The organism is uncultured Campylobacter sp. (assembly GCF_944323605.1).
Lineage (GTDB): Bacteria > Campylobacterota > Campylobacteria > Campylobacterales > Campylobacteraceae > Campylobacter_D.
Genome location: NZ_CALUTC010000003.1, coordinates 14,679 through 28,401 on the forward strand (window position 1 = coordinate 14,679; position 13,723 = coordinate 28,401).

13 protein-coding genes are annotated in these 13,723 nt (G+C 31.4%); 7 read left to right on the forward strand and 6 right to left on the reverse strand.

Features of this window, described 5'->3' with window-relative positions; translation table 11 throughout:
* Nucleotides 1–35: 35 nt before the first annotated feature.
* Together Q0J35_RS02585 and Q0J35_RS02590 are read left to right on the forward strand one after the other, a co-directional pair.
* A complete protein-coding gene (locus tag Q0J35_RS02585; RefSeq protein WP_297192985.1) occupies nt 36–458 on the forward strand; it encodes an acyl-CoA thioesterase in 423 nt (140 codons plus the stop codon).
* Between the two features lie 10 nt (nt 459–468).
* Entirely contained in the window at nt 469–870 is a 402-nt protein-coding gene (locus tag Q0J35_RS02590) for a hotdog domain-containing protein (protein WP_297192986.1), read from the forward strand.
* On the opposite strand, the gene Q0J35_RS02595 is transcribed toward Q0J35_RS02590, so the two are convergent.
* The 3 genes from Q0J35_RS02595 to mraY form a co-directional block, all read right to left on the reverse strand.
* Entirely contained in the window at nt 856–1,785 is a 930-nt protein-coding gene (locus Q0J35_RS02595) for a ribose-phosphate pyrophosphokinase (RefSeq protein ID WP_297192987.1), read from the reverse strand. The genes Q0J35_RS02590 and Q0J35_RS02595 overlap by 15 nt on opposite strands.
* A 72-nt stretch (nt 1,786–1,857) precedes the next feature.
* Nucleotides 1,858–3,057 (reverse strand): UDP-N-acetylmuramoyl-L-alanine--D-glutamate ligase, encoded by a 1,200-nt coding sequence (murD, locus tag Q0J35_RS02600; RefSeq protein ID WP_297192988.1) that lies wholly within the window; start codon nt 3,055–3,057, stop codon nt 1,858–1,860.
* On the reverse strand, nt 3,057–4,118 hold the full coding sequence (mraY, locus tag Q0J35_RS02605; protein WP_297192989.1) for a phospho-N-acetylmuramoyl-pentapeptide-transferase: 1,062 nt from the start codon (nt 4,116–4,118) through the stop codon (nt 3,057–3,059). The genes murD and mraY overlap by 1 nt, the downstream gene beginning before the upstream one ends.
* A gap of 75 nt (nt 4,119–4,193) precedes the next feature.
* On the opposite strand from mraY, the gene gpmI reads away from it, so the two are divergent.
* The 3 genes from gpmI to flgL all read left to right on the forward strand — a co-directional run bounded on the left by gpmI (nt 4,194) and on the right by flgL (nt 8,701).
* The gene (gene gpmI / locus Q0J35_RS02610; protein ID WP_297192990.1) at nt 4,194–5,672 is read left to right on the forward strand and encodes a 2,3-bisphosphoglycerate-independent phosphoglycerate mutase; all 1,479 of its coding nucleotides are present in this window, start codon (nt 4,194–4,196) and stop codon (nt 5,670–5,672) included.
* 39 nt (nt 5,673–5,711) lie between these two features.
* Nucleotides 5,712–6,329: a trimeric intracellular cation channel family protein gene (locus Q0J35_RS02615; RefSeq protein ID WP_297192991.1), complete on the forward strand. Its 618-nt coding sequence runs from the start codon at nt 5,712–5,714 to the stop codon at nt 6,327–6,329.
* A 128-nt stretch (nt 6,330–6,457) separates the two neighbouring features.
* Nucleotides 6,458–8,701 (forward strand): flagellar hook-associated protein FlgL, encoded by a 2,244-nt coding sequence (flgL, locus tag Q0J35_RS02620; protein WP_297192992.1) that lies wholly within the window; start codon nt 6,458–6,460, stop codon nt 8,699–8,701.
* A gap of 27 nt (nt 8,702–8,728) precedes the next feature.
* On the opposite strand, the gene murF is transcribed toward flgL, so the two are convergent.
* Genes murF through Q0J35_RS02635 form a run of 3 tightly spaced genes read right to left on the reverse strand, consistent with a single transcriptional unit; the run spans nt 8,729 to nt 11,092 of the window.
* Nucleotides 8,729–10,156: a UDP-N-acetylmuramoyl-tripeptide--D-alanyl-D-alanine ligase gene (gene murF, locus Q0J35_RS02625; protein WP_297192993.1), complete on the reverse strand. Its 1,428-nt coding sequence runs from the start codon at nt 10,154–10,156 to the stop codon at nt 8,729–8,731.
* Nucleotides 10,153–10,884, reverse strand: coding sequence for an alpha/beta fold hydrolase (locus Q0J35_RS02630; RefSeq protein WP_297192994.1), 732 nt, complete (start codon nt 10,882–10,884; stop codon nt 10,153–10,155). The genes murF and Q0J35_RS02630 overlap by 4 nt, the downstream gene beginning before the upstream one ends.
* Entirely contained in the window at nt 10,871–11,092 is a 222-nt protein-coding gene (locus tag Q0J35_RS02635) for a type II toxin-antitoxin system Phd/YefM family antitoxin (protein WP_297192995.1), read from the reverse strand. Before Q0J35_RS02635 ends, Q0J35_RS02630 begins: the two co-directional genes overlap by 14 nt.
* 117 nt (nt 11,093–11,209) lie before the next feature.
* On the opposite strand from Q0J35_RS02635, the gene ispG reads away from it, so the two are divergent.
* Together ispG and Q0J35_RS02645 are read left to right on the forward strand one after the other, a co-directional pair.
* Nucleotides 11,210–12,277, forward strand: coding sequence for a flavodoxin-dependent (E)-4-hydroxy-3-methylbut-2-enyl-diphosphate synthase (gene ispG, locus Q0J35_RS02640; RefSeq protein WP_297192996.1), 1,068 nt, complete (start codon nt 11,210–11,212; stop codon nt 12,275–12,277).
* A 23-nt stretch (nt 12,278–12,300) separates the two neighbouring features.
* On the forward strand, nt 12,301–13,719 hold the full coding sequence (locus tag Q0J35_RS02645) for a replicative DNA helicase (RefSeq protein ID WP_297192997.1): 1,419 nt from the start codon (nt 12,301–12,303) through the stop codon (nt 13,717–13,719).
* Nucleotides 13,720–13,723: the final 4 nt, after the last annotated feature.

Here is a 13,723-nt window from a genome sequence, read left to right on the forward strand (position 1 = left end):
TATAATAGATTTTTATTAATATTTAGGAGAAAATTATGTTAGCACAGATAGGTGTTAAGGATATGAAAGAGCCAAGATTACGTGTGGTAGCTATGCCAAGCGATACAAATCCAGCCGGTAATATATTTGGTGGGTGGATAATGTCTCAAATGGACCTTGCAGCTTCCGTAGCCGCAAGAGAGCTAGCACCCGAAGGTGTAGCTACTGTTTCTATGGATAAAGTTGTTTTTAAGCAACCTGTTTTTGTAGCAGATGTTCTTTCTTGTTATGCGAAAATAATGAGCGTGGGTAATAGTTCGATTAAGGTTGATGTTGAGGTTATATCAGATAGAATCAGTAAAGAAGGCTTTGCTATGTGTGTTCCTGTTTGTTCTGCTAGTTTAACCTTTGTAGCTTTGGATAAAAATGGAGAAAAAAAGCTTATAGATGATGATTTAAAGAAAATTCACGGTTTTTAAGGATAAATTTATGAAAGACGCTCAAATAAAAATTATAGCTATGCCAAGTGATAAAATCGGCGATAAATCAGTTATGAGTTCTGGCTGGATAACAAAGATATTTGATTTAGCTGCAGGGGTTGTTGTAAAAGAACTTACTCAAAATAGAAGTGTTACCATAGCAATGGATAAAATACATTTTAAAAAGCCTATATTAGTGGGTGATTATGTGCTTTGCTATGCCGATATAGTAAAACTTGGAAAAAGTTCCATAGAGATAGATATGAGAATAGATGTAAAAAGGCTTTGTGATGAGGGCTTTTGTGAGCTTAAAGATCTAGCATCGGCAAAAGCCATATTTGTAAGCCTTGATAAAAATGGTAAAAAGATTATTTTAAGTGAAGAGCTTAAGAAAAAATTACACAAACAATGAAGTTACACTTTCATTGTGATAAACTCTTCTTATAACCTCTGCAAATACAGGTGCTACGCTTAAAACTTTTATCTTTTTAGACTCTTGTTTTAAGCTTATGGTATCTGTTACGACTAGCTCATCTAGTGCTTCTGTCGCTATTCTTTCGTATGCAGGACCGCTTAAAACGGGGTGTGTGCAACACGCCATTACCGACTTTGCTCCGTTTTGCTTGAAAGCTGCAGCTGCTTTTACTATAGTTCCAGCTGTGTCTATGATATCATCTACAAGTATAACTTCTTTATCTTTTACATCTCCTATGATATTCATAACTTCGCTTTCATTGGCTTTTTCTCGTCTTTTATCTATAATCACTATATCCATACCAAGACTTTTTGCAACGGATCTTGCTCTTGCTATACCGCCTATATCCGGACTTGCTATTATTGGATTTTTGAAATTCTTACTTTTTATGTATTCATTAAATACTATGCTTCCATATAAATTATCTACTGGTATATCAAAAAAACCTTGAATTTGTCCTGCGTGTAAATCCATAGTAGCAACTCTATCAATACCTGCTACTTGCATTAAATTTGCTACTAGTTTTGCAGTTATTGGCACTCTTGGCATAGGTTTTCTATCTTGTCTTGCATAGCCAAAATACGGAATGATAGCAGTTATAGAATTTGCACTAGATCTACGCAAAGCATCTGTGAGTATAAGAACTTCCATTAATGTATCATTGCTAGGAGCACAGGTGCTTTGCACTATAAATACGTCCTTGCCTCTAACGCTTTCATCTATTTGAACGCTTATTTCTCCATCGCTAAACCTTTTTATACTCGCATTGCTAATCGGCAAAGATAGATACTTAGAAATCTGTTCTGTAAATTCTAAACTTGTGGAACCGGAAAAAATTTTATAACCTCGCATAAAAACCTCTTTTAATAAGTCAAAACAGTATTTTAATGAATTTTACTTAAATAAAAACTTTTTTAGAAAAAATTATTTTAAAGTCATTACAACTTGTTTAAAAACCTCTCCTCTTTGAGCGTATGATTTAAATTGATCTAATGAAGCACAAGCAGGACTTAAAAGTGCTACTTCATTTAATTTTAAATTTTTGTCTATATTCAAAACCGCATTTTCTACAGTTTTGCACGCAAGATAATCAATTAAAAACTCCTTTGCTAAAGCACACAATCTAGCTTCACTACTTCCAACTATATAAAGTTTTATATCAAGATCTTTCATAAAAGAAAATAATGCTCTTAAATCAACCCCCTTATCATCTCCTCCGATAATAAGATGAATTTTTTTACCCTCATATCTTTTAAGAGCTGCTTTTGTAGCGTCTAAATTTGTGGCTTTACTATCATTTACCCATAATCTACCTTTGCTATCTTTGAATTCTTCTAATTTATTATCTGTTATTTCAAATTTATTTAAAAGTTCATAGCTTAGAGTGTCAAGTAAAATTTTTTCAGCACTTAAAGCTAAGATAGCATCTAATAAAAATGGGGTTTTAAAAGAAATTTTATCTATATCTATACCCATTTTAGCAGCTAAGTCTTTTTCATCTTCATAGCTTATAACATAAGCTTTTGTGTGTATGTTTTGGTATTTTTTAGGCAATATAACAACATCGCATTCGTTCATTCTGGATAATACGCTTAATTTCGCCTTTTCATAAGCCTCAAAAGATCCGTGCCAAGAAATATGATCTTCTGTTATAGGTAATAGTATGTAAAGCTCTGGTTTTGCCTTTTTTGTATAATGAAGTGTAAAAGATGAGGTCTCAAGTATCCAAAGCTTGGAATAAGGGTTTAAAATCGCTAATGGCACACCGACATTTGCTCCTATTTCAGCTCCTATTTTTTTAAGCAAATGTCCGCACATTTGAGTTGTTGTAGTTTTGCCATTTGTCCCGCTTATCCATATAGTTCTAGGTGATATATCATAAAAATAATCATACTCGCTTGTTAAATTTAAAGCCTTTTGTATTAGACTGTGTGTGGCTGGAAAACCGGGGCTTACTATCTCTATTTCGCTAAGCTCTGCTTCAAAATACTTAGGATTTAAAAGCACATTATCAAATTCATCATTTTTGGCTTCTTTAAAAGAATCATCATATATATAAAATCCACCAAATTTTTGTGCTATAGCTTTTGTTGTTTTTCCGTATCCAAATAATGATTTCTTCATCATCTTAACTTTATTGTTGCAAGAGCTATTAGGTTTGCTAATAAAGCTATTGTCCAAAAACGAACTATTATTTTATTTTCCACCCAGCCAATTTTTTCAAAGTGATGATGTATAGGTGCCATTTTAAATACTCTTTTGTTAAAGATTTTAAAAGAACCTACTTGAAGTATTACTGATATTGTCTCAAGCACAAATACAAAACCTATTAATATAAGTAAAATTTCATTTTTGCTAATTATCGCTAAAAATCCTAGAAAACCGCCTATGCTAAGACTTCCGCTATCTCCCATAAAAACTTGAGCAGGGTAGCAATTATACCATAAAAAGCCCATTAACGCTCCTACTAAAGCCGCACAGACTATAACTACTTCTCCTAAACCTTGAATTTTAGGCAAAAGTAAGTATTCGCTATATATCACATTTCCACTAAGATACATAAACACACCTAAGGTGGCTAGTGAAAATATAGAAGGAACAGTGGCAAGTCCGTCAAGCCCATCTGTTAAATTTACGGCGTTTGAGCTTGAAATTAGAACTAAAACCCAAAAAGCCAATGCAAAAATTTGCATATCAAATAGTGGATATTTATAAAAAGGGATATAAAGATCCGTGCTTATATAAGAACCCATATAAAGAGGTAAAATACATATAAAAGAAGCTATTATTAAAAATAGCATTTTTGAATTAGCACTTAAACCAGAGTGATTATCTTTTTTTAAAACCTTACCCAAATCATCTACAAGCCCTATAACACAAAATGCTAAAAGACATAACAAAGAGCATAAAACCAAAGCATTATCAAGCCTAGCACAGAGCAAAGAAGCAAATAAAGCACAAGCTATAAAGACAAGACCACCCATAGTAGGAGTTTTTCCTTTTTCTTGATGCGAACTTGGAGCTAGTTCATATATTGGCTGATTTGCATTTTTATTTTTTGCCCATTTTATAAATTTTGGCATCAAAAAAAGTGTCAAAGCTAGTGCGATAAAAAAAGCAAGTCCTGCACGAACACTAATGTAAGAAAAGAAAGCATAATCGCTTATGTAAGAAAGATAATACAAAATTTAACCTTATTTTTATTTTTTAAAAGCAAAATTGTAGTAAAATTTAGCTTAAAATTTTACTAAGGAAATAAAATGAAGCAAAAATGCTTACTTGTAATAACAGATGGTATAGGATACAATCCAAGTAAAAAATTTAACGCATTTTATGAAGCTAATAAGCCAAATTATGAAAAGCTCTTTAAAGAAGTTCCAAACACTGTTCTTAAAACAAGTGGTCTTGCAGTAGGACTTCCTGAAGGGCAAATGGGAAATAGCGAAGTAGGGCATATGTGTATAGGTAGCGGACGTATAATATATCAAAATTTGGTTAGGATAAATAAAGCCATAGAAGAAAATACTCTAAAAGATAATGAAAATTTAAAATCTTTTTTAAAAAAACACAAAAATATACATATTATAGGTCTTTATAGCAATGGAGGAGTTCATTCTGATCTAAATCACTTTAAAGCTATTGCAAAGATAGCTAAGGATTCTGATAAAAATGTATTTTTGCACGCTATAACAGATGGTAGAGATGTTATACCTACTAGCGGTCTTGATTTTATCAAGGATTTAGAAAATTTTTGCGATAAAGAAGATATGGAATTTGCAACTATTTGTGGTAGATTTTACGCTATGGATAGAGATAAAAGATGGGAAAGGCTTAAGGAGTATTATGAATGCTTATTGGCTAAAAGCAAGGAAGTAAAGAGTTTTAGTGATTATATTAAACAAAGTTATGATGAAGGTGTTTTTGATGAATTTATAAAGGCTGCTAAGAGTCCAAAATTTAGCGGTTTTAACGAAGACGATGGTATCATACTTATAAATTTTAGAAACGATAGAATGAAACAGCTTGTAACAGTTTTGCAAGATAGCAATTTTTCCGAATTTAAAAGGGATAAACTTTGTAAAAATATACTTACAATGACAGTGTATGATGATAAATTTAAACTTCCTGTTATATTTGAAAAGGAGGACATTAAAAATACCTTAGCAGAAGTTATTTCTAATGAAAATCTAAAACAATTTCATACAGCAGAAACTGAAAAATACGCTCATGTAACGTTTTTCTTTAATGGAGGAAAAGAAGATGAATTTAAGGGCGAAAGTAGGGTTTTAATACCAAGTCCTAAGGTTAAAACATACGATGAAAAACCAGAAATGAGTGCCTTTGAGGTGCTTGAAACAACAAAAAAAGCTATACAAGATGGATATGATTTTATAGTGGTTAATTTTGCAAATGGGGATATGGTCGGTCATACAGGCAATTTTTCCGCTTGTGTTAAGGCTGTTGAAGCGGTAGATAAGTGTTTGGGAGAACTTGTAGATGAGGCTAGAAAATATGGTTATGCTTTTATCATAACAAGCGATCATGGAAATTGTGAAGCTATGAAAGATGAAAAAGGAAATTTGCTTACAAATCACACAACCTTTGATGTCTTTGTTTTCATAGAGGCTAAAGGAGTAAGCAAGATAAAAGAAAATTTAGGTCTTAGCAATATAGCAGCAACAGTGCTTGATATAATGCAGATTAAAAAGCCAAAAGAAATGAATGAATCTTTGATTTAATTTGGAGGCTTTTTTGAAAAAATATTTTAAAAACACAAAATGCTTTTAACAATTCTTTATATAGTAGGCATATCAGCAGAAGCTATGACAGGTGCAATAGCTGCTGGACGGCATAAGATGGATTTGTTTGGGGTTATGTTTATAGCCTTGGTTACTGCCATAGGTGGAGGAAGCATTAGAGATGTGCTTTTGGGGCATTATCCTATAACTTGGGTTAAACATCCAGAATACATCATATTAATTTGCGTCTGTGCCTTGGTTACTACTAAAATTCCTTTTGTTGTAACCAAACTAGAAAGTTTATTTTTAATACTTGATGCCATAGGTCTTGTTGTTTTTAGCATAATAGGTGCTAGAGTTGGCATAGAAGAAAATTTAGGCTTTATAATAAGCGTGGTCGCAGCTGTTATAACTGGTGTTTTTGGTGGAATACTTAGAGATATTTTGTGTATGAGAATTCCTCTTGTTTTTCAAAAGGAAATTTATGCAGGTGTTGCTATTATAGCTGGGGCACTTTTTTATGTATTTACTGTTTTTTTAAATCTTGATTTATTGCTTAGCACGGTAATAACTCTTTTTGTAGGAGTTAGTGCAAGAATTTTAGCTATAAAATACAAACTTTCTTTACCTGTTTTTTCTTATGATGATGGTAAGTAATTTTAAAAGTGTTTTTATTGTCATAAATTATATATTTTTGTCGATATTGTAAAAAGTGGCACTATTTTTGCTTTTGCTTTTTTAGCAGATATTTTGTTAAGATAATCTAAACAAAAAAGGATAACACAATGCGTGTAACAAATCATTTGAATATGTTTAATTCATTAAATACGGTTCAAAGTGGTATGAATGCTTTCTATAAAATTAACCAGCAAATAGGCACTGGTAGTATAATATCTAACTCTTACGAGGGTGCTAACACTTACATTGATAGTGTAAGATTAGAATATGAAATAGAAACACTAGAGCAGGTTAAAAATGCGGCTAATATGGCTTCTGAAATGATGAAAAATACAGATTCCGCACTTGGACAAATGGTTTCTTTGATAGAGCAGTTTAAGGTAAAGGTTACTCAAGCTGTAAATGATGTCCAAGATCAAACATCAAGAGAGGCTATAGCAAAGGAACTTACTCGTATAAAAGAAGAGATTGTAAATTTGGCAAATACTAGCATAAATGGACAGTATCTTTTTTCTGGCTCTCTTACAAATACAAAACCTTTTGATATAAATGGAAACTATTTTGGAAATAGAGAAGATTTAAATATAGTAACAGGAGATAGAACCACAAATTCATACAATATACCGGGGTATGATTTGTTTTTTAAGCCAGATAATGATTTTTTCAAAGAAGTTACTACAAATGTAAGCTTTACGGACAATCGCTATGATTTGATTAATGAGCCAGATCAAACTAGATATTTGACAGGTTCTGATAGTTTTAAATATTTAGTCGGATTAAATTATATGCAAGATAGTTCAGAGCTGATTCCTGACAAGCATTTTGACTTAGAACCGCTTGATTTTCCTCCTTCTGTTTTATACGTGCAAGGTGTAAGACCCGATGGAACAAGTTTTAAAAGTTCGGTTTTAGTTGGTCCAAATGATACTATACAATCTGTTATGGATAATATAGGCGTTTTATATGGAAATACAAATACAAACAAAGTAGTCGATGTTAGCATAAATGCTAGCGGACAATTACAAATAAAGGATTTAAAACAAGGAAACAATTCTCTTGATTTTCACGCAGTATCTTTTACTCCTCAATTTGAAGACTACGCACAGTATCAAAGTGTTTTAGAGGATTTAGAAGCTCAAGGCAACACTTTAGAAGATCTTACAAATGCGGTAATGCAAGAAGCTTTAAATGCTAGTGGCGGAGATATTACTAACTTAACTCCACCAGTTACTGTAGGTATAAATGGAAATAATTACGAATTTGGTATAACAAGCAATGAATTTATATCTGGTAATATGACAGATACAGACGGAAATCAGATTAATGGTGCTGATTACGATAATGTCTTTTTTGAACAAGACGGCAATAAAGTATATGGAAATGTATCTCAAATAGTAAAATCAACAGGAGAGTATGCTACTGAATCAACTAAATTAAGCGAAGTAGCTACAGGCAGCCTTGATAATACAGTCTTAGAACTTACTGTAAATTCAAAAGGTGGAGTAACATATAATGTCAGTGTGGATATAGGAAATTCGACAGTAAGCTATGAAGATCCGGCAAATCCGGGTGCAATTATAAGCTTTCCTATAATGCAAACAGACCCGCTTACTGGAAATTCAGGCAATGTAACTCCAAGCAATGATATAACATACAGACAATTAAATGATATAATAGGTCTTTTTGCCTCTGATCAAGCACCAACTACTACTATAAATGCTGTTAATAATCAAATAAATGCAGCCGATTATCAAGTGTATCAAGATGCTCTAGCAGCTTCTAAATCAACGGTTGAGGTAAATCTTGATTATAAAGGTAGAATTACAGTTACAGATAGACTTTCAACAGGCACAAATATAGGAATTGCAATGCACGATAGCAATTCAACCCAGTTTCCAGCACCTCCTTTTACCACTACAGCAAATGTTACAGAGGGTGCATCTTTATCTTTTAATGCAAATAATGCCCTTATAATCGATGAGCCTCATGTCGATCTTATCAAAGATTTAGATAGTATGATAGAGGCTGTGCTGAAAGGTTACAAAAGAGCGGATGCTACTAGTGAAGATCCTAGAAATACAGGTATGCAAGGTGCATTAGCTAGACTTGATCACTTATCAGAACACATAATAAAACAAAGAACTATAATAGGTGCTGATGCTAAGGCTGTAGAAACCACTAGAAGTAGAGCTGAATTGTTGCAAATAAATGTAAAAAGTGTCAAATCAGAAGTTATAGATATAGATTTAGCAGCCGTTTTGACAAATTTAATGCAAACACAGATGAATTATCAAGCAGCCTTAAAAGCTACAACTACTATGTCTCAACTATCTCTTCTTAACTATATGTAGAAATTTCCTAGCCTTAGCTAGGAATTCCTACATAAAATTTGGGGCATCATTTGAAAAGAGTATTAAATCTTTATTTTTAGTCATTTTAGCTAATGTGTCTATTAGCTCATTTTTATCTTTTAGTATGATTTTTTCTATTTTTAATTCTTTGTTAAAAAGTTTTGCATTTTTATGGCTTGTTATTATTGCAAGGTCAAAGCACTCATTTATAATCTTTGCTAGTTTTATGTTTTCTTCATCATTTACTTCTATTATGCCAGGACTTACTAGCACTCTACGACCCTTATAATTTTTGCAAAGTTCGTAACTCTTACTCATTCCATTGAAATTGCCATTAAAGCCATCGTCTATTATAAATTTTGGCTCTTTTGATATTATTTGTAGCCTATGTTCTACCTGTTTTATATTTTTAAGCTTTGTTTTTATTTCATCTATGCTTAATCCCAAATAATTAGCACAAAGTATGCAAGCACCCAGATTGTATGCATTAAATTCTCCAAGCAAATTTGCTTTAAATTCGTGGTAGTTTTCATCTATAGCCATTTTAAAAGAAAGTCCTTCAAGATCGGCTTTTACTTCTTTAATCCTTGTATCATATATAGCTTGTTTATCATTTTCTTTTTTTTCTGTGCTGCTATGTAAGAATGCTTTAATGAGCCTTTTAGAATTTAGTGCTTCTAATTTTGTTTTTCTTATATTTTCTACCGTTTTAAAATACTCTAAATGAGAAGTTCCTATTTCTCCTACTATACAGAATTGAGGTTCTAAGAAATTTGTTATTTCTAGTATATCACCTTCTTTTCTAGCACCTGCTTCTGCTATGTAAAATTCACTATCATCATTTAGATTTGTATTTACATCTTGTATTATGCCTACTAGGGTATTAACGCTTCTTGGAGTCTTATAAACCTTAAAATTATCATTCAAAAGCTCAAATAAAAAATTTTTTATACTCGTTTTACCATAACTTGCTGTGATTAGGATTATTTTTAAATTATGCATATTTTTTATTTTATTTTTTGCTTTATTATAAAAATACCTAGCTTCAAACAAAGAATAAATTTTTAACATAATAATTGCAAATAAAACAGCTAAGACACAAATTCTATAATCTATAAGATTTAGACTAAGTGAAAATAAAAGTGCTGATATACCAGTAAATATAAAGAAAATTTTAACCTTTTTTGTAAAAACAAGTTTTTTATCGAGCTTTTTATACCAAAAAAACAAAGAAAATAAATAAGGTATAAAAAGCAATAAAAATATTTTGTAAGAATAAACAAATACAAGCGTTGGTAAGAGTATAAAATAAACGTGCCACAAAGGCTTTGAAAAATGAAATAAAATCCTTTCTATCTTGTATGAATACCACTGTAGTGCCGTGATAAGATAAAATGCTACTACATATGAAAAAGCAAATATTGATATTATTAATATAGTATATTCGAGGCTCATTTTAATTCTTTTTCACAAATTTTATTTATATTTTCAGATTCTTTTAGGAAAAAAAAATGATCTCCATTAAGGGCGTAAAATTTGCTATTTTGTATTAAATTGTGAATTTTTTCTCCACTTTTTAATGGAGTTGCATTATCATCTTTTCCCCAAAAAATTAAAGCATTGCTTTTTAAAGACGAAAAAATACTAGAAAAATCCTCATCTACGACCCTTTTAAATGTTTTATACATAAGCTCATTCATACCTTTTACATCTTTTGAGGCAAAGAATCTGTAAAAGCTTGAAAAGCCTAAGAGTTTTAAAATTTTAAATATTTTTATCTTAAGTCTAGTTTTTAGATTTTTTTTCCACAATATCCCAGCACTTGAGAGAAGTATGATATTTTTTATATTAAATTCTTTACAGAGCAAAGCAGATAGTTTGCCCCCAAATGAATGCCCCATTACCGTGTTTATTTTTAAATCTTTTTCCCTTATAAATTTACTTAAAATTTGAGCATATTCAAAGCTATCCAAATCTTTTTTTATGTTTGATTTGGCAAAACCCGGCAAATCAATATAAATTTGCTTAAAATCTTTAAATTTATCTGAAAAAGCTTGTTTCATAATGTCTTTACTAGCTCCCCAGCCGTGCAATATCATCAGTATTTTTTCTTTGTCAAGATTTATAATTTCATAGCAAAGTTCGTATTTTTCATTTTCAAATTCTAGCTCATAAATTGCCATTATCTTCCTTTTGTTTGCTATGTATGAGTTCTAGCAAATTTACCGCATTTGTAAGTTTTTCATACTCTTTTATGCTTAACATTACCGCTTGAAATTTGTTGTTTTTTAGTATTACTATTTTACCGTCTTTATCTACCTTATCTAGCATAGTGCTAAAATTTCTAACAACATCTGTAGCGGTGTAAATTTCATCTTTATTAAATATCATATTCGATTCTTACTTAAAATTTTATGTAAAATTTTCTGTATTTTAACTCAAGTATTTTAAAATTTTACTAAAACATACTATAATTACAATAAAAACATCAACATAAAGTATTTAGTTATGGCATATAAAAGATACAAAACAAGACAAGTAAAAGTAGGGAATGTTTTAATAGGTGCTGATGCCCCTATTTCAGTGCAGTCTATGTTATTTAGCAAGACTAGAGATATTGATGCTTGTTTAGAACAGATAAATAGACTTTATTTTGCTGGTGCTGATATCGTTCGTTTGGCTTGTTTGGATATGGCAGATGCTAGGGCATTAAAAGAGATAAAAAAGAAAAGCCCATTACCTTTAGTTGTTGATATACATTTTAATCACAATCTAGCTGTGTTTTGTGCTGAATTTATAGATGCAGTTAGGATAAATCCCGGAAATATCGGCTCTAAAGAAAATATAAAAGAGGTTGTTAAAGCTTGCAAACAAAGGCAAATTCCTATTAGGATAGGCATAAATCACGGTTCCATAGAGAAACAGTTTAGCGACAAATACGGATACGGCGTTGATGCTATGATAGAAAGTGCTAAATATAATATCAAGCTTTTAGAGGACTTAGATTTTTTTGATATAAAAATTTCTATGAAAACATCAGATGTTCAAAAGACTATAGAAGCTTACGAAAGACTTAGAGAGCTTTGTGATTATCCTTTTCATTTAGGTGTTACGGAAGCTGGGACTAAATTTCATAGCACAGTAAAAAGCTCAATAGCACTTGGAAATTTACTCTTAAAGGGTATAGGAGATACCATAAGAGTTTCTATGACAGGGGAACTTGAAGAAGAAATAAGGGTTGCAAGGGCTATCTTACAAGATAGCGGGGTGCAAAAAAGCGGAGTAAATATAATATCCTGCCCCACTTGCGGTAGAATTCAAAGCGATCTTGTAAAAGCTATAAAAATAGTCGAGGAAAAAACAAAACACATAAAAGAGCCATTAAATATAAGCGTGATGGGCTGTGTTGTAAATGCATTAGGTGAAGCAAAAGGAGCTGATGTAGCCATAGCTTTTGGAAAAAAACAAGGACTAGTTATAAGACAAGGCGAAGTCGTGGCTAAGCTCAAAGAAGATGAGCTTGTTGATAGATTTTTGCTTGAAGTTGAAGATGAGCTTAGACTTAGAAACGCCTAGTTGTTTTTAAATGTGAGATATATATGTTAAATGATGAATTTTCCAATATAGATATAGATATTGAAAAAGCTGTGCTTAGCTCTTGTATGCATAGTGAGGACATTTTAAGCGAGGTAATTACTCAGATAAGTGCTAGTGATTTTAGCTTAAAGGTTCATAGCGATATATTTGAAGCCTTACTTAGTTGCTATAATGCTGGAGAGCCTTCAGGACTTACTTTTATTAAAAAATACAAAAAGATAGAAGATGAGGTTTTGCTAGATATTATAGGAACTACTACTCTAGTCGATGTTAGCAAATACTGTGCTTATTTAAAAGAATTATCAACAAAAAGAAAATTGATGAATTTTATACATCAAATTCCAAGCAAGATGAATCAAAGCACATCTTTAAGCTTATTGTTAGATGACATAAATAAAAATATATTTAATATAACAAGTAGCGTAAATTCAAAAGATATAAAAGATGTTAATGTAGTTATAGAAGAGCTTTTAGATGCCTTTAAAAAAATAAAAGAGCAAAAAAAAGGAGATGTTTTAGGTCTTGACACTGGATTTGATTCTTTAAACAAAATGATAAAGGGCTTTAAAGACGGAGATTTGGTAATAATAGCTGCAAGACCAGGTATGGGAAAAACTAGCATTTGTTTAAATTTTATAGACAAGGCTCTTAGAAATGAAAATGGAGTTGTGTTTTTTTCTTTAGAAATGCCAGCCGTTCAAATTTTGCAAAGAATGCTTTCTGCAAGAACTTTAATACCTTTGCAAAAAATAATTACAGGTGATTTGAATGATTTAGAATGGGAAAGAGTGTCAAGTGCTTGTGATGAATACTCAAAAAAGACATTTTATGTGTATGATAGCGGATACGCAAGCGTAAGCGATATTTCGGCTGTTCTTAGAAGGTTAAAAAATCAGCATAATAATATAAAATTATGCGTTGTTGATTATATAGGATTGATGATGGGTGCTAATTCTAGCAAATTTCAAGATAGGCATTTACAAGTTGCAGAAATTTCAAGAGGTTTAAAGCTTTTAGCAAGAGACCTTGAAATGCCTATTATAGCTTTATCCCAGCTAAATAGAAGTCTTGAAAGTAGGTCAAATAAAAGACCTATGTTGAGTGATTTACGTGAAAGTGGAGCTATAGAGCAAGATGCTGATACTATACTTTTTGTATATAGAGATGAAATTTATAGAGAGCAAGAAGAAAAGGAAAAGCAAAATAAAGCAAGAGCTGAAGGAAAAGAGAAAGAATTTGTTTCAAATTTCACTCCAAACCCGATCAAAGAATCAGCAGAGCTTATAGTAGGAAAGAATAGAAACGGTCCAACCGGCACAGTTGATCTTATTTTTAACAAAGAATGTTCCACATTCAAAGAAGTGCATAAAGATGTGGATTATATCCCAAAGAGCGTTAGTTCCAATAAGATAGAATTATAAGGAG